This window comes from Mycolicibacterium sediminis (assembly GCF_010731735.1).
Classification (GTDB): Bacteria; Actinomycetota; Actinomycetes; order Mycobacteriales; family Mycobacteriaceae; genus Mycobacterium; species Mycobacterium sediminis.
Map to the genome: position 1 here is coordinate 4,506,309 of NZ_AP022588.1, position 19,406 is coordinate 4,525,714.

The 19,406-nt window shown below is 69.8% G+C and carries 23 protein-coding genes; 4 read left to right on the forward strand and 19 right to left on the reverse strand.

Annotation, left to right across the window (positions count from 1 at the left end; translation table 11 throughout):
* Position 1: 1 nt before the first annotated feature.
* Positions 2-433 (reverse strand): PPOX class F420-dependent oxidoreductase, encoded by a 432-nt coding sequence (locus tag G6N64_RS21540; RefSeq protein ID WP_246230748.1) that lies wholly within the window; start codon positions 431-433, stop codon positions 2-4.
* Positions 434-471: 38 nt separating this feature from the next.
* Positions 472-858 (reverse strand): nuclear transport factor 2 family protein, encoded by a 387-nt coding sequence (locus G6N64_RS21545; RefSeq protein ID WP_197748297.1) that lies wholly within the window; start codon positions 856-858, stop codon positions 472-474.
* A gap of 109 nt (positions 859-967) precedes the next feature.
* On the opposite strand from G6N64_RS21545, the gene G6N64_RS21550 reads away from it, so the two are divergent.
* A complete protein-coding gene (locus G6N64_RS21550; protein WP_163799608.1) occupies positions 968-2,308 on the forward strand; it encodes an APC family permease in 1,341 nt (446 codons plus the stop codon).
* Between the two features lie 14 nt (positions 2,309-2,322).
* On the opposite strand, the gene G6N64_RS21555 is transcribed toward G6N64_RS21550, so the two are convergent.
* On the reverse strand, positions 2,323-2,994 hold the full coding sequence (locus tag G6N64_RS21555) for an alpha/beta hydrolase (RefSeq protein WP_163799610.1): 672 nt from the start codon (positions 2,992-2,994) through the stop codon (positions 2,323-2,325).
* Between the two features lie 108 nt (positions 2,995-3,102).
* Between G6N64_RS21555 and G6N64_RS30520 the strand changes: the two genes are divergently transcribed.
* Entirely contained in the window at positions 3,103-3,234 is a 132-nt protein-coding gene (locus G6N64_RS30520) for a hypothetical protein (protein ID WP_264002311.1), read from the forward strand.
* Between the two features lies 1 nt (position 3,235).
* On the opposite strand, the gene aceA is transcribed toward G6N64_RS30520, so the two are convergent.
* The 10 genes from aceA to G6N64_RS21605 form a co-directional block, all read right to left on the reverse strand.
* Positions 3,236-5,533, reverse strand: a complete 2,298-nt coding sequence (gene aceA, locus G6N64_RS21560; protein WP_163799612.1) for an isocitrate lyase ICL2 — start codon at positions 5,531-5,533, stop codon at positions 3,236-3,238.
* Positions 5,534-5,660: 127 nt separating this feature from the next.
* Complete coding sequence (locus G6N64_RS21565) at positions 5,661-6,413, reverse strand: alpha/beta hydrolase family protein (RefSeq protein ID WP_163799614.1); 753 nt, start codon at positions 6,411-6,413, stop codon at positions 5,661-5,663.
* A gap of 23 nt (positions 6,414-6,436) precedes the next feature.
* The gene (locus G6N64_RS21570; RefSeq protein WP_163799615.1) at positions 6,437-6,664 is read right to left on the reverse strand and encodes a hypothetical protein; all 228 of its coding nucleotides are present in this window, start codon (positions 6,662-6,664) and stop codon (positions 6,437-6,439) included.
* 65 nt (positions 6,665-6,729) lie between these two features.
* Positions 6,730-7,515, reverse strand: coding sequence for a DUF6498-containing protein (locus G6N64_RS21575; RefSeq protein ID WP_163799617.1), 786 nt, complete (start codon positions 7,513-7,515; stop codon positions 6,730-6,732).
* Positions 7,512-7,820, reverse strand: a complete 309-nt coding sequence (locus G6N64_RS21580; protein ID WP_163799620.1) for a hypothetical protein — start codon at positions 7,818-7,820, stop codon at positions 7,512-7,514. Before G6N64_RS21580 ends, G6N64_RS21575 begins: the two co-directional genes overlap by 4 nt.
* Before the next feature lie 23 nt (positions 7,821-7,843).
* The gene (locus tag G6N64_RS21585) at positions 7,844-11,236 is read right to left on the reverse strand and encodes an ATP-binding protein (protein ID WP_163799622.1); all 3,393 of its coding nucleotides are present in this window, start codon (positions 11,234-11,236) and stop codon (positions 7,844-7,846) included.
* Positions 11,229-11,957, reverse strand: a complete 729-nt coding sequence (locus G6N64_RS21590; protein WP_409370786.1) for a DUF4194 domain-containing protein — start codon at positions 11,955-11,957, stop codon at positions 11,229-11,231. The genes G6N64_RS21585 and G6N64_RS21590 overlap by 8 nt, the downstream gene beginning before the upstream one ends.
* A gap of 20 nt (positions 11,958-11,977) precedes the next feature.
* Positions 11,978-13,447 (reverse strand): DUF3375 domain-containing protein, encoded by a 1,470-nt coding sequence (locus G6N64_RS21595; RefSeq protein WP_163802001.1) that lies wholly within the window; start codon positions 13,445-13,447, stop codon positions 11,978-11,980.
* 152 nt (positions 13,448-13,599) lie between these two features.
* The gene (locus G6N64_RS21600; protein WP_163799624.1) at positions 13,600-13,965 is read right to left on the reverse strand and encodes an Hsp15 family ribosome-associated heat shock protein; all 366 of its coding nucleotides are present in this window, start codon (positions 13,963-13,965) and stop codon (positions 13,600-13,602) included.
* A 16-nt stretch (positions 13,966-13,981) separates the two neighbouring features.
* On the reverse strand, positions 13,982-14,800 hold the full coding sequence (locus tag G6N64_RS21605) for a DNA-formamidopyrimidine glycosylase family protein (protein ID WP_276018163.1): 819 nt from the start codon (positions 14,798-14,800) through the stop codon (positions 13,982-13,984).
* Between the two features lie 94 nt (positions 14,801-14,894).
* On the opposite strand from G6N64_RS21605, the gene G6N64_RS21610 reads away from it, so the two are divergent.
* Positions 14,895-15,185 carry a putative quinol monooxygenase gene (locus tag G6N64_RS21610; protein ID WP_163799626.1) on the forward strand — a complete coding sequence of 97 codons (291 nt, stop codon included), beginning with the start codon at positions 14,895-14,897 and terminating at the stop codon, positions 15,183-15,185.
* 6 nt (positions 15,186-15,191) lie between these two features.
* On the opposite strand, the gene G6N64_RS21615 is transcribed toward G6N64_RS21610, so the two are convergent.
* The 5 genes from G6N64_RS21615 to G6N64_RS21635 all read right to left on the reverse strand — a co-directional run bounded on the left by G6N64_RS21615 (position 15,192) and on the right by G6N64_RS21635 (position 18,365).
* Positions 15,192-15,464: a YdeI/OmpD-associated family protein gene (locus G6N64_RS21615; protein ID WP_163799628.1), complete on the reverse strand. Its 273-nt coding sequence runs from the start codon at positions 15,462-15,464 to the stop codon at positions 15,192-15,194.
* A gap of 40 nt (positions 15,465-15,504) precedes the next feature.
* On the reverse strand, positions 15,505-15,786 hold the full coding sequence (locus G6N64_RS21620) for a hypothetical protein (protein ID WP_163799630.1): 282 nt from the start codon (positions 15,784-15,786) through the stop codon (positions 15,505-15,507).
* 46 nt (positions 15,787-15,832) lie between these two features.
* Positions 15,833-17,284, reverse strand: coding sequence for a sugar porter family MFS transporter (locus G6N64_RS21625; protein WP_163799632.1), 1,452 nt, complete (start codon positions 17,282-17,284; stop codon positions 15,833-15,835).
* An 81-nt stretch (positions 17,285-17,365) separates the two neighbouring features.
* Entirely contained in the window at positions 17,366-17,941 is a 576-nt protein-coding gene (locus tag G6N64_RS21630) for an ATPase (RefSeq protein ID WP_163799633.1), read from the reverse strand.
* A 34-nt stretch (positions 17,942-17,975) separates the two neighbouring features.
* Positions 17,976-18,365: a TA system antitoxin ParD family protein gene (locus tag G6N64_RS21635; RefSeq protein WP_163799635.1), complete on the reverse strand. Its 390-nt coding sequence runs from the start codon at positions 18,363-18,365 to the stop codon at positions 17,976-17,978.
* A gap of 74 nt (positions 18,366-18,439) precedes the next feature.
* On the opposite strand from G6N64_RS21635, the gene G6N64_RS21640 reads away from it, so the two are divergent.
* On the forward strand, positions 18,440-18,574 hold the full coding sequence (locus G6N64_RS21640) for a DUF2256 domain-containing protein (RefSeq protein WP_163799637.1): 135 nt from the start codon (positions 18,440-18,442) through the stop codon (positions 18,572-18,574).
* Positions 18,575-18,592: 18 nt separating this feature from the next.
* On the opposite strand, the gene G6N64_RS21645 is transcribed toward G6N64_RS21640, so the two are convergent.
* Positions 18,593-19,210 (reverse strand): FKBP-type peptidyl-prolyl cis-trans isomerase, encoded by a 618-nt coding sequence (locus tag G6N64_RS21645; protein WP_163802003.1) that lies wholly within the window; start codon positions 19,208-19,210, stop codon positions 18,593-18,595.
* Between the last annotated feature and the right edge of the window lie 196 nt (positions 19,211-19,406).

Here is a 19,406-nt window from a genome sequence, read left to right on the forward strand (position 1 = left end):
GTCAGTCCTCCTTCGTGGACGTCGGCGAGATTCTCAGCAGCACACGGTCTTTGCGTCCCCGCGCCACGATTGCCTCGATGATGGTCATGACGCGGAACTCGAACCCGTACTTCTGCTTGACCAGGTGCTCGACCCGCGCCACCTCGCCGCGGTCGGTGACCACCTCGGCACGGCCCTCCAGCACCGGCTCACCGGAGTCGACCTTGCCGGTGCGGCCGCAGGCCCGCAGCGTCACACGGCCGTCGCGTCGCGCCCGCTTCACCTTCCACGCGTCGGCCGGCGTCCATGCCGACAGGTGCTCACCGTCGCGCACGACCCACATCGGGGTGGCCACGGGCTCGCCGCTGCGCCGGTAGGTGACGAGGGAGACGAACTTCTCGCCGGCGAGGCGGGCGGTCAGCGCGGCGGGATCGGCGGTCGGCGAGGCATTCACACCGTTCACTGTGCCACCGCCTACGGAGAAGTCGGCCGCTATCGCTTCTTCGCCTCCGCGCTGAGGAACGCCGCCGTGTCGTAGTACGTGCGGAACGCGGTGATCGAGTCGCCGTCGGCCTCGAAGATGCTGACCCCGTCGTAGGTGAAGTCGCTGCCGTCGCGCAGGGTTCCGTTGGACGTCCACTCGAGGACGACGAGGTCGCCGTCGACCACCTGATGGCTGAAGTCGGACTCGATGTCGCCGAAGACGTCGCGGTACTGCTCCCAGAACGTGCGGGCGCCGTCCTTGCCCTTCTCCTGGTGGGGCAGTCCTGCCTTGGTCAACGTCGCGTCCTCGCCGAACAGCAGGACGAGCGGTTCGACGTCCTTACTGCCGTGGAGTTCGCCAAGTGCGGAGGTGAATCGTTCTGCCATGTCGGTCATGACGGGCCTGTACCCGGTCGAGGCGTGCTCACACGGGGCCGTCACCTCCCCGTCACCGCCCATGCTTGGACGGTGATCGACGGGGTATCACGATCACCCAGGAGGGCACATGACATCAGAGGCCGACGCTCACCCCACCACCGATGCACCGGAGGAGGGCAAGCTCAAGCGGGGCATCACCGGCCCGCTGCTATTCCTGTTCATCCTGGGTGACGTCCTGGGTGCGGGCATCTACGCGCTGATGGGCGTGCTCGCCGAGGACGTGGGCGGCGTGCTGTGGGCCCCGCTGGTCGCGGCCCTGGTGCTGGCGCTGCTGACCGCCGGGTCCTACGCCGAACTCGTCACCAAGTACCCGAAGGCCGGCGGCGCAGCCGTGTTCGCCGAGCGTGCCTTCCGTCAACCGGTCGTGTCGTTCCTGATCGGCTTCTGCATGCTCGCCGCGGGCGTCACCAGCGCCGCCGGTCTCGCGCTGGCGTTCGCCGGCGACTACCTGTCGACGTTCATCGACGTCCCTGCGGTGCCGGCGGCCATGGTGTTCCTGGTGCTCGTCGCATGCCTCAACGCACGCGGGATCAGCGAGTCGCTCAAGAGCAACGTTGTGATGACCGTCATCGAGTTGTCCGGCCTGCTGATCGTCATCGTCGTGGTGGCGGTCATGGTCGGCGGTGGGCGCGGCGAGGTCGACCGGATCACGCAGTTCCCCGAGGGCTCGGTGCCCGCTCTGGCCATCCTCGGCGGCGCCATCGTGGCCTACTACTCGTTCGTGGGATTCGAGACCTCGGCCAACGTCGCGGAGGAGATCCGCAATCCGAGCAAGGTGTACCCGGCCGCGCTCTTCGGTGCCCTGATCACCGCGGGCGTGGTGTACGCACTCGTCGGCATCGCGAGTGCGATCGCTCTGCCGCCGGACGAGCTGTCGGCCTCCTCGGGTCCACTGCTCGCCGTCGTCGGCGCCTCTGGGGTGAACGTCCCGAGCTGGCTGTTCAGCGCCATCGCACTCGTCGCCGTCGCCAACGGGGCGCTGCTCACCATGATCATGTCGAGCCGGCTCGCCTACGGCATGGCCGAGCACGGCCTGCTGCCGAGCGCGCTGAACCGGGTGCTGCCCCAACGCCGTACGCCGTGGGTGGCGATCGTCGCGACCACCGCGGTTGCGATGGTGCTGACCCTCGTCGGAGACCTATCGACCCTCGCCGAAACGGTGGTCCTGCTGCTGCTGTTCGTGTTCATCTCGACAAACGTCGCCGTGCTGGTGCTCCGGCGCGACCAGGTGGACCACGACCACTTCCGGGTGTGGACCGCGATCCCGGTCCTGGGCGTCCTGTCGTGCGTGCTGCTGCTCACCCAGCAGACGGCGACGGTGTGGCTGTTCGCCGCGATCCTGCTCGCCGTGGGAGCGGTGCTGTACCTCGGCGCGCGGGCGGCGACCCGGCGCACCGCGTCACGCTGATTCCCGGCGCGCGATCAGAGGCGCACGACCGCCGCGATCCGGGCCGCGACATCGGTTGCCACCCGCAGTGATTCGTCGTCGGTCGCGGGCTCGTAGCGGTCCGCTCGCGGGTCGTAGACGGCGCCTGCGATGGCGCCGTGGTCGGTGTCGAGTTCGACCACCTCGACCGGCCAGTCGAGTTCGTGCAGACGCGCGGCGAAGGCCCTGCTCACCTCTGCGGGGACGACGTCGTCCGCCGTACCGTGCAGCAGCGTGAACGGCGTGCCCGCGCCGGCACCGAGCGGGGTCCGCTTCAGCGGGCCGCCGGAGATGGGGTCGCGCGCGCCGAATGCGCCGGCCAAGCAGACGGTGTGCACGAGGTGCACGCCGAGCCGTGACGCCTCCAGTGTCACCCCGGCCGCGGCGAGGCCGCCCATCGACCAGCCGACCAGGATCAGCCCCTCCTGCGCCCGGTGCTGGGCGAACTCCACCGATGCGAGCAGATCGGAGCGGCCACCGTCCTCGGCGTGGGAGTCCCAATCCGCCGCCACGACGCACAGGCCGTGCCCGGCGATCCGCTCGGCAAGCGGTCCGACGGCGCCCCGGGAGTCGGTCTGCATGCCGTGCCACAGCAGGACGGTGGGACGCTCGTGCTCGGCGAAGACGTCGGCGTGGCGGCCGGGCGCGTATTCGAGGGTGGTCGTCATGGACGGGGGATGCCCGGATCTCGCGACCTCACTCCGATCGATCGGGCGGCTGATTGGCGACGCCGCCGCCGGGGTAGCCCCGACACACCACCGGAAGGACGGACGACGATGACGGAACCCTCGGGCCGACGGGTCGAAGAAGAGCACCTCGCCGCCGAGGAGGACGACGGCTCGGCCGAACTGCTGCCCGAGGACGGCGGCGCCGCGCCGGAACCCCCGGCGACGCCGCACACCGACTAGCTCAGTCCTCCTTGCGGATCAACCGGGACAGCGCCTCCCGGTCCGGCGCCAGGAGTTCGTCGATCCGCGGCTGGTTGACGTCGGCGACGATGATCTCGCCGACCTCCTGGTACACGTCGGTGAAGATGCCGTGGCTCTTCATCTTCTCGGTTTGGTAGATGTTGTCCTCGGTGGGCGTCACGTAGTAGACGATCTCGGCCTTGAACCGGTGGATCAGCCACAGGTGGATGACGTCCATCAACCGCTTCTTGCGCAGCTTCTCGGCGAACGTGTTCTGGTCGCGCACCGTGAGGATGCTCCTGCCGTGCCGATCCTTGATCGGGTCGACCACCACGTTGGCCAGGGGATCCTCGCCGTCGCCGTAGATCCCGAGGTCGAGTACGTCGGACCCGGCGCGTCGCGGCCGCAGCCGAACGTGCAGCTTCTCGCCGAACTCGTAGTACTCGCTCCACAGCGCGAGCCACTCCTCCAGCAGCTTCTTCGGCACCTCGGTCTGCACCAGGTGCTGATGCTGGGTGGACCCCTTGCCCATCGATTTCGTGGTGGCTGTCCGACCCGACGATGCGGCCAGCGCGGCATCGCTGCGGGGACCGCCGACCAGCGTTTGCGGTGTGCGGTAGGGAGATTCGACGAGCCGCATCTTGCGTTGCAACCGGGCGAGCGCGAGCATGCCCTCCTGCCGCAGGGCGGTGGCGAACTCCTCGGAGGCGACGCCGTCGACCTGGTGACCGCCGTAGGTGATGAAGTTGAAGACGAAGCCCATCTTGCCGAGTTCCTCGGGGAAGGCCCGCATCTCGTCGTCCGTCATGCCGGTGGTGTCCCAGTTGAACGACGGGGACAGGTTGTAGGCCAGCATCTGCTCGGGGTAGACGGCATGGATGGCTTCGGCGAACTCGCGGGCGTCCGCGAGGTCCGCGGTCTTGGTCTCCATCCACAGGATGTCCGCAAAGGGTGCTGCGGCAAGCGATTTCACGATCGCGTAGGGGATGCCGCCGCGCACCTGGAAGTAGCCCTCCGGGGTCTTGGCGCGCTCGCAGTCCCACGCGACGTCGACGCCGAGTTCACGTGCCTTCTCCCGCGCCGTGTAGAGCGGTGCCCGCTGAGCGAACGCGCGGAACTCGTCGGCACTCATCCCCGGGGTCTCGCCCTCGCGGGCACGGAAGTCGAGCATCTCGGCCACCGCCTCGCCATAGGTCTGCAGGCCCGAATCGAGCTGCCAGGCATCGATGAATCGCGACTCGACCTCGTCGTAGACCTTGTCCACGGACGATTCCCGGCCGTCGAGCCAGGTCGCCGCGGCCTCGTCGATGACGCTCAGCAGCCCCTGCCGCTCGAGCCACGCCTCGGCGGTGGCGTACTCGCCGTCGGGCAGCGCATAGAGGAGGTGGCCGTTCAGTTCGGTGACGCCCCTGTCGTGGAAGCGGCGCATGACGGCCAGGAAGCACGACTTGTACGTGGGGATCTTGAGGTTGGTGGCGCCGAGCAGGAAGGGCTGGTCGCGTTCGTCGGCGCGGCTGTCGATGAGGTTGGCGGCCTCCGCATCGGTGCGCGCCACGATGATGCCGGGCACCCCCATCACGTCGAGCTGGAAGCGTGCGGTGTTGAGGCGCTTGAGCTGCTCGTCCGACGGCACCAGGACCTTGCCACCCTGGTGGCCGCACTTCTTGGTCCCCGGCCGCTGATCCTCGATGTGGTAACCCGGTACTCCTGCCTCGACGAACCTCCTGATCAGGTTGCGGACGTGCGGATCGCCGCCGTGCCCGGTGTCGGCGTCGGCGATGATGAACGGCCGGTAGTCGTAGACCGGGCTCGCCGCGCGCTGTTCCTCGCTCATCTGCAGCCGCAGGTATTGCTGGTTGCGGTCCGCTGTCAGCAGCGCCCGGACCAGGCCGGCGGCTTCCTCGGGCACCTGGCTCAACGGGTAGCTCGCGAGATCGGGCCCCGGATCCTCGCTGATCGATCCCTTCGCCGACGTCGCCCAGCCGCCGAGGTAGATGCCCTCGATGCCCATCCGCTTCATCACCACGGCCTGGCCCGGCGAGTAGGGGCCGAAGGTCGTGATGCTTCGCTTCTCCGCGAACAACTTTCGCAGATGCGGATAGAACGCCTCGGCGGCCTCCCGGGCGACGGTGTGGTCCGACGCGATCGTGCCGCGCTGCTCGACGACCTGGCGGGCGCCGTACAGCCGGATGATGCCCTCGAAGCGTGGTGCGTCGAAGTAGCTCTGGGTGGCGGCGACCGCGCGGTCGAAGGGGGTCTCCGCGGTCGGGTCGGCGTCGTGGTGTGCTGGGCTGGCCATGGGCGTTTGCTCCTCGCTGAGCTCGGTTCCCGGGTGTCCCGTCCGAGCCTAGCTGCGGGTCACCCGCCGTTTGGGTGCATTCGCACGACGGATCTGCCGTCCGGCGCACCCGTCGACGGGCCTGCCGTCAGAGGTAGGGGTCGGCCCAGGCGCTGATGATGCGTGCCGCCCGCGCGGCCTGATTCTTGCCGGTGAGCAGGTGGTCGGCACCCTCGAGCGAGACGAAGCTGCGCGGGTGCCGCGCCGCCCGGAAGATGTCGCTGGCGTTGGCGATGCCGACGGTGTTGTCGGTCGGGGAGTGCATGACGAGCAGCGCCCTGCGCAGCGTCTTGATGCGTTCCCGCAGATCTGCCGCGCGCACGTCGTCGATGAAGTGCTGCTTGAGCGTCAGCGCCTTGCCGCCGATCAGGAACGGCGCCTCGCCGTCCTCTTCGATCCGCTGCACCAGGGCGTCGTAGTTGTGCTCGACGTGCGCCGGCTGGAAGGGGGAGCCGACGCTGGCGACCGCGGCCACCGATGGGCAGTCGTGCGCGGCGGCGATGGCGGCGGCACCGCCGAACGAGTGGCCGACGAGGACCCGGACCTCGCGACCCGACCCGTTCATGAACTCGACGGCGCGGACGGTGTCTGCCACCTTGTGCGAGAAGGAGCCGTCCCCCCAGTCGCCGTCCGAGTGGCCGAGTCCGAGGTTGTCGAAGCGCAACATGCCGATGCCCTCGCTCGCCAGTTGCTTGCACATGCGACTGGCGGCCGGGCAGTCCTTGCCGAGGGTGAACCCGTGCGCGAAGACCCCCCAGCCGCGTACCTCGCCGTGCGGGGTGTCGAGGACACCGGCCAGGGTGGGTCCGGTACTGCTCGGGAATTCGACGCGCTCTGCCACGCGGACCATCCTGTCACCGGAGGTCAGCAGGTCCAACCGGACGCGGGCGGCCAGTGATCGACGTCTCGCCCCGCCGATCTCAAGCGGACGTAGGTGTATCCCTCGTCGGCGGCCGCGGCGACCGTGTCCGCGTAGACGCGCCGCGCCTCGTCCTCGCCCGCGTCGGCGACGACGGTCTCCTGCGCTCCGTCCGTGGGGTTTCCCGCGTCGTACGCCCGTGCGACGACGACCTGCCAGCCATGTGCCGTCATCTCGAGACTCCTCTCGTTCGTCGCCACCGAGAGGGAGGGGTACCCGCGCCGAGGCGGGTGATGCCTCAGTGCACGCGGCGGGTGCCGGGTGGCGTCCAGGGCTCTTCGTTGCGTGCCCGCCGCTCGAGTTCGCCGACGCGATCCCTGGCCCAGAACTCCTCGAACTTCTCGCCCGGGTGCACGTTCGGCATCCGGTTCATCACCCGGCTCAGCCATGGCGGTGCACTCGCCGGTTCCCACTGCGGCAGCGCCGAGGCCACGGCGTAGAGGGTCTTGAGCACGATGAAGACGCCGAACAGTGAGTTGGGCGCGTCCGTGATGGCGACCGCGACGAGGCCGAAGATCAGGGTGAGGTGGACGACGACGACGCGGCCCAGTCCCCGGTAGGCCATCTGCTCGATCGAGAGGAACGACCAGTTCGGCAGTCTCTTCAGGTCCACGGCGAAGTCGACCAGCAGGACGACCACCACGCACGCGCACCCGATGCCGACGGTCCGCCAGTCGACGACCGCGAACTCGCCTCGGCCGTTGACGGTGAGCAGCAGAAGGATCATGCCGAGGAAGACGCCGTGCGCGGTGCAGAACGCCAGGGTGGTGATCAGGTAGCCCTGCACGAAGGATCCCGTCGAGCTGCGCTTGGACTCGCCGGCCGCCTCGTACCGGAAGTGCCCGCGACGCGGACTGCGCCTGCGGTGGACGACGATCCGGGCCCACACCGACAGGCAGACGGCGACGTTCTCGAACCAGTACACCGCCAGCGTCGTGCCGTCCGACCAGTTCCCGGCGAACCACCCGAACGCGGGTACCGCGTTGATCGCCAGCAGGGTCAGCAGCCCACCGATGCGCGTCACGGTGACCGGTCACTCTTCGGCGCCGGGACGTCGGACTCCCACCGCGCCCGGCGTTCGGCGTCGGACTGCTCCCACCACGGCGGTGTACCGCGTTCCCCGAGGGCCACCTTGGTCGCTTGGACTCCCGCCCGGGAAGCCCGCTCGTCGTCGGTTCCCTTGGTGCGCCGCACCTCTCGTCGCCACGCCATCAGGATGGCCACCAGTTCGGCACGCCGCTCCTCGGGGATCGACGGGTCGGTGGCACGCCACCGGCGCCCGTCGATCACGAAGTAGTGCCCGTCCTCGGTGGTCGGGGGAGTGCTCACACTCGGGAGTGTAGGTCGGACGGTCAGACTCCGGCGGGAACCCGCTCGACCGGTGCTCCGAGCCCCTTGCGCAGCGCGGCGAAGTCCGAGATCGTCTTCGTCGCGACGGTGGCGACGGGCCGGGCATCGCGACCGGTCGCCTCCCGCTTGGACACCATCACCACGCCGTCGATGTAGGGCTGGATGGTGGTGGCGTTCTGCACCGTCGCCACGATGACGAGCTGGAAGCCGAACTTGCGGAACGCCTGCAGGGCCTGCTGCGCGAACTGCGGGTCGGACTTGGAGAACGCCTCGTCGAGCATCAACTGGGCGAACACCGGCCGGTTGTCCGAGCTGCCGGGCGCCGCGAGGTTGAAGCTCAGCGCCCCCGCCAGACAGAACGCCATGAGCTTCTCCTGCTCGCCGCCGGAGTTGTCGCCGGCGTTGCTGTGCGTGCGGATCAGCTCTCCACTCGCGACGTCCCACTCCGCGCAGTCGAAGGTGAACCGGTTGCGCACGTCGAGCGCGTCGCGGGTCCACGCCCGGTCCTCGGGGGCGTTGGACGCCAACCGGTTCCGCAGCCGCAGGATGTCCGCGTACTGGTCGAGGATGGCCTGCTTGTCTCCCAGTCCGACCTCGGCGATCCTCCGTGAGATGGCCCGCACGACCTCGGTCAGCTCGGACACCGCCGTGAGACTGCGCCCGGTGGCGCGCAGGGTCAGCCGGGTGCCGCGGTTGAACTCCACCGAGCCGAGACCGGTGTTAACGCGGTCGATCTGGTCGCTGATGCGCCGAGCCTCCTGCTCGGCGATCCGGTGCAGAGTGAGGATGGCGTCCGGTGCCTGCTCGGTGACCAGTCGCATCATGCGCTCGTAGGCCTCCGGGAGCTCCCGCTCGTCGATGTGCCTGCACACCGCGACGTAGTCGTGCACGCGCTCGTCGAAGACGTCGCTGTCGTTGGGGACGGCGTCGGGGAAAGCGGTGTCGAAGGTGTTGAGGATGCGCGCGAGTTCGTCGTAGGAGCGCCTCCTGCTCTCGCGGAGCTGGTCGCGCTCGCGGCGGAGGGCCGTGAACACCGCCTCGCGATGCGGCTCCGGGTTGAGCAGTTCCAGGGTCACCGGCACGTCGCCGGCGTAGCGGTCGAGCAGCTCGGTCAGCGGCTCGGAGACGAACGCGGGCGCCAGCCGCTCCTGGAGTTCCAGCAGGCGCGTACGCCGTCCGTCGAGGTCGTCGCGACGGGTCTGGATCGCACCACGCCGGGTCATCAGGGCCTGGATCTCGTCCCAGCACGCGTCGGCGCGGGCGTTGAGCGCCTCGATGTCCGGGTGGTCGGCCAGCAGCAACTCGTACTGTTCGCGCAGCCTCTCGGCGTGCCCGTCGGCGGTGTCGGTGTCGATCTGATTCCACTGCGGGAACTGTTCGCAGATCGCCTTGCACGCCGTCGCCCGGTCGCGCATCTGCTGGCGTCGAGCGGCGATGTCGTCTGCTGCGCGCCGCGCGGCCTGATACGTCTCCTCTGCCACGGCGAGGTCGACGGTCAACGCGTCGATCTTCGCGGCGACGTCGCCCTGGTAGATGTAGTCGGACTGCCGCAGCGCGCGTCTGTCGTCCTTGACGGCGAGCCGGTCGGAGTCCTTGTACAGACCGGTGTCGGTCACGGCGCGGCGGAACCGCGGGAACAGGTCGGGCGTCTCGACGCAGACGTGGTCGCCGGCGGCAGCCACCACGTCGGCGGCCTCCGCCGCGCAGACGTGCGTGGCGTCGACGACGAACAGCTTGCCCGCCAACGTGTTCGGGTCGGCTTCGGCCGGTTCGGCGCCGAGGAGCCGTTCGCGGACGTGGTGCACCTGCAGGCGACCGCGCATGTCGGTCTCGTTGACGAAGCGCAGGACCGCCGCGTAGTGCCGGTCGGGCACCAGCAGGCGCAGGCCCACGTTGCGCAGCACCTTCTCCACGGCCATTCGCCAGCGGCCGTGTTCGGGACGCAGATCCATCAGTTCGGCGACGTACGGCAGTTCCCGGGCGTCGAGTCCCACTGAGTCGCAGACGAGTTCGCGCATCGCTATCGCCGACTCGGGCAGCGCGGACCCGACGTGCTCGACGCGGCGCAGTTCCTTGGCGGCGTCGTCGCGGGCGATGCGCGCCACCTTCTGCGTGTACTCGGCGTCGGTGGACGCCTCCCGGCCGCGGTCGAGCTTGGCGGTCAGCTCGGTGATCCGACCGCCGAGGTCCTCGCGCAGGTTCCAGAAGTCGTCGGCGGTCTCGGGCACGTCGAGGTCCTGCGCGGCGAGCATCGCGTCGTAGACGGCGCGGCGCCGCGACACCTCCTCGGCCTGGGCCTCGGCGCCGGCGACCTGCGACTGCAGCGGCCCGATGCTCGCACTCGACCCGCTGATCTGCGCGTTGAGCGAGTCGCCCTCGGCCTTGGCCAGGTTCAGCTGGCGGGTGACGTCCTCGTACTCGTTGCCGAGCTGGTCGATCGTGGCGTCGAGCCCGACGATCTGCGCGGGACACCGCGCCAGCCGGACGTGGTCGGTGTAGGCGCGGACCATCGGCTGGTCCACCAGGTCGATGATGCCCAGATCGGACGACTCCAGGGCGTACCGCTGCTGGATCGCCTCGATGTCGCCGAGGATCTTGCGCTTGCGCTGCGCCACCGCGAGCAGTTCACGCGCGTCCACGAGGGGGTCGATCTGCTTGAGCGCCTCCGGGAGCCGGGCCAGGCTGCCGGGCTCGTCGAGCATGAATTCCCGGACGAACTGCTCCAGCCCGCCGACGCTCTTGAGCGACTTCGCCTTTCCGAGCAGTTGCTGCGCCGCATCCGACGCGCGGATGCCGATGGTGGCGTACAGCTGCGCAAGGTACTGCGACTCGACCCTGGTGGAGAACCGCCACTCCGAATCCTTCCCGTCGCTTCGCTCGCCCGGGACCTTGAACACGCTCGCGTCAAATCGCCCTGCGGCCCAACGGTTGCAGACGTCCTCGATGTCGCGGTCGCCGTCGGCGAGCACGAATCGGCTCGACGAGTCCGAGCGCGAGTCGCCGGTCAGCCACTTCAGCACGAGGCCGGTGACGGTGCGGCCGGCGGTGCTGGTGTAGGTCACCGCGACTGCGGACCAGGCCGTGCCGTCGCCGCGCAGGTACATGACCCGGCTGGTGCCACCGTCGCTGCGCTGCCCCCACGCGCCGCGGACGTACTTGTCGACGGTGCGCCGGCCCGCGCTGGATCCGGCGGCGGTGTTGTCGCCGGAGGCGTTGAAGTTGCGCCGGTTGAACGGCAGGAAGCCCAGCGAGATCGCGTCCAGCAGTGAGGACTTGCCGCTGCCGGAGGCGCCCGCGATCAGTGCGCCGCCCCGGTCGAAGGGGATCGAGTGGTACCCGTCGAACACGCCCCAGTTGACGACCTGCAGCCGCGACAGGTGGAACTGCTCAGGCATCGAGGTCACCCTCCTGCTCGGTGGCGACGACGGCGACGGCGGGGGCGGCGGCGACGGCCGGGGCGGCGGCCGCGCCGCCCATCAGCGCCTCGAACTGCTGCTGCAGTTCGGTGATGACAGACGCGGTCATGACGGCGGTGATCACCGGGCTGACGGTGTAGCTGTCCTCGTCGTCGCCGCTGCGCTTGAGGATCTCCAGCGCGGCGAGGCGGGCGATCGCGCCGTCGATGCGTGCGGTGAAGGTGACGGCGTCGCGGTCGACCTCGTTGAGCACGCCGGAGAACAGTCCGTGCACCTCCTCCCGGCTGATGAGCACGGTCTGATCACCCGACGCGCGCATCATCTGGGCGAGGTGCAGGGCGAGGATCGAGTCGTAGGTGCCGAGCGGTTCACGACGCAGGAGCTTGACGCCGCGTGCGGATTCGTAGCGGGCCTGTTCGACGAAGGCGACGTCCACCCCGTCGACGATGCGGAGCTGCAGGTCGAGTTCGGAGAGCCGCACGCTGAGCGGCGCGCGGTACTCCAGCACCCAGCTGTACAAATCGCGCTCGGCGTCGGCGCTGATGAACCGCCGGGTGAGCAGGTGCTGCAGCGCCCAGCACGCGCGGTCGGGCAGTTCGCTGACGTCACCGTCGAAGCGGGGCCGGCGCTGCTGTGGTGCCCGCGCGGTCTGGTCGACCTGGGGCAGCGCGGAGAACGCGGAGATGTCCTGGTCGGAGATGGGTGCGTCGATCTGACGTGTCACGGTGCGGCTTCCGGCTCGAGGGACGTGAATTCGGTCGAGATGGGTTCGGTGAAGAGGAGCCGGGGGACCTCCATCACCCGGTCGCGGCCATCGAGCGACCGGAAGCGGACGGTGTCCGACCCGGATGCCCGGTCGAGGTGCGGCTGCGCCAGCGCCCAGGACCACAGCACGATCACGTGTCCGAGGTAGGCGGACTGCCCGGCGTCGTCGAGCAGGGTCACCGCGTCGGGCAGCGACACCGGGCCGTCCACGATCGCGCGGTTGATCATCTCCGACATCGCCGGTGCGTCGACCTGCGTGGTGAGCGCGGCGAAGCCGCTGAGGTCCACCTCGTCGCGGGAGGCGATGGCGGGTCGCGGATTCGACAGATCCCCGATCCGGAACCCCAGCGCACCGACTGAGCTGATCGCGTGGCGCGCGAGCGGGAGTTCGACGTCGAGGCGCGAGTCGACGAACGAGGTCTTGAGCAGCGCCCGCGCCGCGCCGATCGCATCGTTGAGCTGGCGGGCGACGCCCCTGCTCTGCTCGAGGGTGCCGAACGCGGTGAAGCGCTTGACCCGCTGGGCGCACCGCTGCTGGATGCGTTCGACCTCGTCGATCTGGTGACCGACCAGCTCGAAGAAACCCGCCATCACCGTGCGCAGCGCCGGGTCCAGCGCGGGGAGCGCGTCGGCCACGGCTGCCACGTCGGCCTCGAACTCGGCGCGTTGATCGGGATCGTTGATCATCCGCAGGAAGGCGCGGTGCGAATCGCGACCCTGCGAGTCCCACGCCGCCTCGTAGTCGGCGTACATCCGACGCTGCCGGTCGCGGTACTCGACGTTGGTGTCGATGGGTTCGTCGAGGGCCGCGGTGGCCTGCTCGATCATGGTCCCGTACTGCCCGATGTCGGTTATCAGCCGTTCCATCTGCAGGGCGATCGCACGCGCCTCGTCGTAGGCGTCGGTCACGTCGACCTCGGGTCGGCTCGCGCCGGCGTCGAGCTGGTCGAGTTCGGCGCGCAGGGCGTCGATCTGTGCCTCGATGCCGGCGCGGACGCGGTCCGGGTCGTCGGCGACACGGATGGCCACCTGCTTGAGCCGCGACGCGATCCCGTGGATGGAACCGCCGGTGGCGATGGTGTCCTGACGGCGCATTCCGCGCAGGAAGTCCAGGGCGCGGCGAGCGTCCTGCGTGAGGTAGCAGACGTTGCGTTCGACGCCGGTGCGTCGGTCGGCGACGCGGTGCAGCCAGCCCTGGCTGGACCACGACTTGATCAGCGCGAGACCGGTCTGCCCGTCGGGGTGTCCGAGGTCGGTGAGGTCGCGCTCGAGGTGCACCACGAGTTCCGTCTCGGGCACCACGCCCGCCCCGAGGTGGCGGTCCATCAGCGTGGCGAACAGGCCCAGGTTGAGCGTCGAGAGCAGGCGGACCGCCGGCGAGGCCTGCAGGTCACGGTTCGCCTCGAGCAATGGCGCAGCCGACATCGTCAGGTCGTCGTCAGCCACGTATCTCCCGTCCCTCGTAGAACACCGGACCGCCCACCCTAATCAGGACGCGGGCATCACCCGAACCGACACCCTGGGGCGGTGCCACTGTGTCGGATGTGACGACGATGGAGTGCGTCGGGGCCCAGGAATCACCCCTGACCTGCGCGCCACCTGTCGAGAACACGGCGATCACGCTTGGTGGGCCTGCCCGCTCCGCGGTCCCGGAGCGCGACGGGGACGGCGACGACGGGCGGGAGCGCGGGGGTGCGGTCGAGGTAGCACGTGACCGCATCGGCGGCACCGACCCGCTTCTGGATCACCCGCGTCACCTCGACGATTCGCGTCCGGTCCCCGATCACGGCGCGCACCTCGTCGCCGGGCGCCACCGTGCTCGCCGGTTTCGCCGGGCGGTCGTTGATCCGCACGTGCCCGCCGCGGCACGCCGCGGCGGCGTCGGGGCGGGTCTTCGTCAGCCGCACGGCCCACAACCATCGATCGATGCGGGTCGACTCCATGTGTTCCATCATCGCCCTATCGCGGTGGTTCCTGGGGGCCCGGTTGACAGTGCGGACACCACCAGGTGCGACGCCGTTCGGGATCACCGGGGATCTCGGCGACGACGCGCACGGTGGTGCCGCACCGCAGGCATGGCCGTCCGGCGCGACCCGTCACCCAGTGCTGCTCGCCCTTGCGTCGCACGCCCGTGGTCACCTGCATCGCGCCGGGCACGGTGGCGGAGTGCCGCAGCGCGCGGGCGCCGAGGGTCAGCACGGCGGGCACGTCGACGTCGCACACCGGGGTCCACGGGCTGTGGCCGCGCAGGTAGCACAATTCGTTGGCCCAGAGGTTGCCGAAACCCGCCACGCACCGCTGGTCGAGCAGCGCGGCGACGAGGGGGCGACCGGGATCGGACCCGACCCGCGCGGCGGCCTCACCGGCGTCCCAGTCGTCGCGCAGCGGGTCGGGGCCGAGGTGGCCCACGGCGAGCGCCTCGTCCCGCGTCTCGAGCAGTTCGACGAGGGGCAGGTTCACGCCGTACGCGGCGGGGCCGTCGGTGCGCAGGACGACCCGCACGTCGGGCATGACGGTCGGCGGCAGGCCGCGTCCGGTCTGCGAGACCGTCCAGGAGCCCGACATCTTGAGGTGGGTGTGCAGCGTCAGGTCGTCGGAGAACCGCGTCAGCAGGTGCTTGCCGTGGGTGACGTGGGCCAGGACGGTGCGTCCTGCCAGGTCGGCCGTGGCGTGGGCGGGCACGCGCAGTTCGCCGCGGGTCAGGACGCGACCGTCGAGCGCCGCCCTCAGTCGGCGGGCCAACGCGAATACGGTGTCACCCTCGGGCACGTCCTCCATGGTCCATGCTCGTCGGACATCGGCGCAGCGATGACTTCGGGCGCCCCCCGGAGTCGGCACGGTGGAGAACGTCGTCGACTCGAGGAGCGAGAACGTGGTCATCGTGGCGGGGTACCTGATCGTCGAATCCACCGAACGCGCCGCCTACCTCGAGGGGTGCGCGGACGTGGTCGTGCAGGCGCGCGGCGCCGCGGGCTGCCTGGACTTCGCGATCTGCGGTGATCTCCTCGATCCCGGTCGCGTCAACGTCTTCGAGCGGTGGGAGTCCCGGGCTGCGGTCGAGGCCTTTCGCGGCAGCGGACCCAGCGACGAGCAGGGTGCGGCTCTGCTGTCGGGCTCGGTGGCCGAATACGACGTCACCGACGAGCGCCGGCTGTTCGGGTAGTCGTGATCAGCGCGGGGCGCCGGTCCGCTCCCGGTGCTTGCACCCGGGCCAGCAGCACGGCCTGCGCTTGCCCTCCTCGAGTTCCTCCTGCGTCCGGCGGATGCGCCGCTGCCGGGTCTTCTCCTGCTTGGCGTCCTCGACCCAGCAGATGAACTCGTTGCGGGCCAGGGGCGTGATGTCGTGCCAAGCCGACAGCGCAACACCGTTGCCGCTCAACGCCTCCCGCAAATCCTCGGGCAACTCATGCACGACGCCGCCGGGTACGGTCTCGGTGCTCACCCGGCGAGGATAACGCCTCCGGCCAGGCGACGGGGAGGGCTCAGCCGCCGTTCGTGACCGGGTTCGACGACAGGGTCAGGAATTGGCCGTTGATCCAGACGCCCCAGCGACCGCCCCACCCGGAGTACCAGACCACGGGATGACCGTCGAAGAACTCGTTGGGCTTGGGCGGCGCCCAGTCGGGCGGCACCTCACCCTGCATCGGCGGAGGTGGCGGTGGGGGCGGCTCGGCGATGGCCGATGCGGCTCCGAAACCCAGGGTCGCGGCGGCGAATATGCCGGCGGCGGCCACCGAGGTCAGTGCGGTCTTGATCGAGGTCATGAACGAACTCCCACGTCGGGTTCCGGGATACTTAGTAGGCATAACCTTACGTGACCGCCGCACTCGGCGGCGACGTGCGTGCGAAGTCGGCGGGCCGGAACTTGCCATCGGCGAGCTTGCCCTCGATCTCCTCGAGGCTGCGGCCGGTGAGGTCGGGCATGCGGAAGTACACGAATATCCAGGCGGCGACGTTGAAGGCCGCGTACAGCCACATCGACGGTCCTACTCCGATCGCAGTGATCAGCGAGAGCAGGGTCAGGGTGATGAACAGGTTCGTCGCCCACAGCGTCGCCGATTGCACCGCCGTGCCGGCCGGCCGCACGGCCAGCGGGTAGGTCTCCGACCCGGTGAGCCAGCCCATCAGCTGCAGACCGCCCGCGTTGAACAGCATGAACACGACGAGGCAGGCGATGACGTACGGCATGGATTCGCGGCCGCTGTTGCCGGTGACGAAGAGCAGACCGAGGACGAACAGGCTGACCGCGGCGCCCGGGATCATGATCAGCGTCAGGCGGCGCCGGCCCACCCTGTCGATGATCGACAGTCCGACGAGCTGGGCGACGAGGTACGCGACGCCGAGCGCCACCGAGACCTGGAGGGCGACGGAGGTGTCGAAACCGTTGTCGGTCAATATGGTTGGCGAATAGTAGATGATCATCTCGATGCCGCTGAGCTGAGTGAAGATCGCGATGCCGCAGCCGAGGATCAGTGCGGGGCGCACCCACGCCTCCCGCAGACCGGACCAGCCGCGAGTCGACGACGTGCGCTCGACGCGTGCCAACTCCGCGGTCTCGTCCAGCTCCCGGTCCACGTCGTAGCCCGATGGGCGTACCCGTTCCAGCACGCTGCGGGCGTCGTCCCGGTCGCCGTACTTGACGAGCCAACGCGGGCTCTCCGGCAGTCGGAGCAACAGCACCAGCATGATCGCGGCGGGCACGGCCGCGGCGCCGATCGACCACCGCCACGGGATCACCTCGCTGGCGCCGACGATGGTCGCGATGACGATGCCCACGCCGATCGCGATCTGGAAGCAGAGCACCAGCCGACCGCGGTACTTGGGCGGCGCGAGTTCCGCGACGTACATCGGTGCCGTCTGCGTCGCGCCACCGACCGCGAAGCCGAGCACCAGCCGCCCGAGGGACAGGAGCACCGGGTTGGGTGCGAGCGCGCACCACAGTGCACCGACCACGAAGACCACCGCCAGCAGGATCAGCGTCCCCTTGCGGCCACGCCGGTCGGACAGGTAGCTGCACACGAGGGCCCCGATGACGGCGCCGAGCAGGATGCTGCCCGCGATGACCTGCTTCCAGGCCTCGGCGATGCCGAAGTCCTCGGTGATCTGCAGGAGGGCACCGGAGATGATGCCGGTGTCGTAGCCGTAGAGCAGGCCCGAGGTGGCCGACACGAGCGCGACGATCACGGCGGCGCCGGTGAGTTGGCCGGGGGCGTCCTCGTGGTCGTCGACGGGTTCCGACGGCCGACTCTCGGACTGTGTCATTGCAGGCCTTCCCACGTACGACGACGTCACGGACGCGCGCCGATTACCCGCCCGTGGCGCGCGGCAATCCAGGCGGACGCCTCAGGGCCACCGGTCCCGCAGCGGTGCAGGCGCCCAGTCCGGCCAGGTCGGTGAGCCGACGACCATTCCTGCGGTCAGCTGGGCCACGATGAGCGGGCCGCTGCGCCGGGAGTTGTCGTAGACGGTCGCGGTGTCGGCCATGGCCGACGCGGCGGCGACCAGCGTCGCGAGCCGTCGGTGTCGCTGCCGGACCTTCTCCTCGGGAACGTCGTGGCCGCCGTGCAGGACCCGGCGTCGGACGCGTTCGACGGCGAGGTCCTCGGGGATGAGGACGACGTGCAGTGCGACGGTGCAGCCGGACGCCTGGGCGGTGCGCACCAGCTCGAGCTTCGAGGGGTGGGAGAAGACGGTCTCGGCGATGAACGGCGTGCCCAGTTCGATCAGCTTGGCACGGGTCTGCGCGGCGACCCGCGCCGCGTCGTACGCGTGCGCCATGGGGTCGGCGGGCCACCGCTGCCGCGCGATCTCGTCGGCGTTGACGAAGACGCTGCGGGGGAGCAGGGGAGCGAGCGTCAGCGCGACGAACGTCGACTTGCCCGCACCGTTGGGGCCGACGACGAGGTCGAGCCGCGTCACGGCGGAAACACGGCGTCGGTGGTGTCGGCGGCGCTCACGCGCCGGTGTCGACCACCGACGAGCTGCCGTCGGGCCAGTACTCGACGATCCGTCCGTCGTCGTCGAGCGCAACCATGGTGATGCCCCTGGCGGCGAGGACGTCGCCGTAGTTCGTCGTCGCGAGACGCTCCTCGATCGCAGCGGTGATCTCCGCACCGAACACGATGCCCTCGTCGTCGTCCAGCGCCGTCAGTTTGAGGGTGCCGGCGAGTGCCGCCTCGACGCGGCGCCGCGAGGCGGTCTGGTGACTGGACACGGCACGACCCACGCGTGCCCAGTGGTCGAGCTGCTGCTTGGCCGAGCGGCTCTGTCGCGCACCCTCCACCGTGGCGCTTTCGACGAGGTCCGCGGCGACCCGGGTGACGCGATCGGTCGGACTGGACACGATCCACCTCCTTCGTAGCACTCTGCTACACGTTGTAGCACTACGCTACACCCGGCGTCGGGCATGATGGCGGGATGCCGAAGGACGCCGAGGTGAAGACGTGCATCACGTGCGGGCGTCCGTTCGCGAACCGGAAGAAGTGGCGTTCACGGGGACAGTGGGACCAGGTCGTCTACTGCTCGACCCGGTGCCGCAACACGGCGAAGTAGGTCGGCGAGCCCCGCGGGTCAGGTCGTGGCGTTGAGGACCTTGATCGCGAACACGAGCGAGTCGCCCTTCTCGATGCCTGCCGCGGGCTGGCCCTCCGGGTAGCCGTCCGCCGGAGTCATGGCGACCGCCACGGTCGACCCGATCTTCTGTCCGGCGATGGCCTTCTGGAAGCCGGGCACGACGCCGGTCAGGGGGAACTCCGCAGGCGCTCCGCGCTCGTAGCTGCTGTCGAAGACCGTGCCGTCGCGGCCGTTGACGCCCATGTAGCAGACCTGCACCGTCGCGGTGTCCGCGACGACCGGCCCGTCACCCGCCTTGAGGGTGTGCACCTGCGTCTCGGTGACGCTGAACGGGGGGGTCACCGTCACGAGCGGTGCGGTGTCGTCCGTCGATCCGGTGACGGCGACCGATCCCGTCCCACCGGACAACGTCCACTCGGGCTTTCCGCCCGGTGCGGGCGCCGCGGTCGGGCAGCCCGCAGCTTCGGTCGCGGTCTCCGTGAGGTTGGGCGGGGTGAACACGTCGGAGACGGGGGACGACGAACTCGTCGCCGCCGACTGGTCGTCCGAACCGCACGCGGCGACCGTCAGGACGAGAGACGCGGCGCAGGCCAGCATGGCCACGGAGGAGGACATACGGGGTGAGGTCACGATCGCCACGCTACAGCCGGGGGACCACGGAACCGGTTGGACCCCCGATGGACGCTCCGAAAGTCCGGTCCGCCAACGTCTTTCGCGGTCGGGGACGCGAATCGCATCGGGACGAAGGCTCCGGGAACGTCCTCCCACTCTCATCTTACGGCGGGAGTGGGGGCTTGCCGCAAGACCGTCT

Bases quoted from the DNA above. Each gene is read 5' to 3' on its own strand.
- G6N64_RS21550 (WP_163799608.1), top strand. From the start codon at position 968: ATGACATCAGAGGCCGACGCTCACCCCACCACCGATGCACCGGAGGAG.
- G6N64_RS21645 (WP_163802003.1), bottom strand. From the start codon at position 19,210: ATGTCCTCCTCCGTGGCCATGCTGGCCTGCGCCGCGTCTCTCGTCCTG.
- G6N64_RS21625 (WP_163799632.1), bottom strand. From the start codon at position 17,284: ATGACACAGTCCGAGAGTCGGCCGTCGGAACCCGTCGACGACCACGAG.
- G6N64_RS21595 (WP_163802001.1), bottom strand. From the start codon at position 13,447: ATGTCGGCTGCGCCATTGCTCGAGGCGAACCGTGACCTGCAGGCCTCG.
- G6N64_RS21570 (WP_163799615.1), bottom strand. From the start codon at position 6,664: ATGACGGCACATGGCTGGCAGGTCGTCGTCGCACGGGCGTACGACGCG.
- G6N64_RS21585 (WP_163799622.1), bottom strand. From the start codon at position 11,236: ATGCCTGAGCAGTTCCACCTGTCGCGGCTGCAGGTCGTCAACTGGGGC.
- G6N64_RS21605 (WP_276018163.1), bottom strand. From the start codon at position 14,800: ATGGAGGACGTGCCCGAGGGTGACACCGTATTCGCGTTGGCCCGCCGA.
- G6N64_RS30520 (WP_264002311.1), top strand. From the start codon at position 3,103: ATGACGGAACCCTCGGGCCGACGGGTCGAAGAAGAGCACCTCGCCGCC.
- aceA (WP_163799612.1), bottom strand. From the start codon at position 5,533: ATGGCCAGCCCAGCACACCACGACGCCGACCCGACCGCGGAGACCCCC.
- G6N64_RS21640 (WP_163799637.1), top strand. From the start codon at position 18,440: ATGCCGAAGGACGCCGAGGTGAAGACGTGCATCACGTGCGGGCGTCCG.
- G6N64_RS21555 (WP_163799610.1), bottom strand. From the start codon at position 2,994: ATGACGACCACCCTCGAATACGCGCCCGGCCGCCACGCCGACGTCTTC.
- G6N64_RS21620 (WP_163799630.1), bottom strand. From the start codon at position 15,786: ATGACCTCGATCAAGACCGCACTGACCTCGGTGGCCGCCGCCGGCATA.
- G6N64_RS21600 (WP_163799624.1), bottom strand. From the start codon at position 13,965: ATGGAGTCGACCCGCATCGATCGATGGTTGTGGGCCGTGCGGCTGACG.
- G6N64_RS21545 (WP_197748297.1), bottom strand. From the start codon at position 858: ATGACCGACATGGCAGAACGATTCACCTCCGCACTTGGCGAACTCCAC.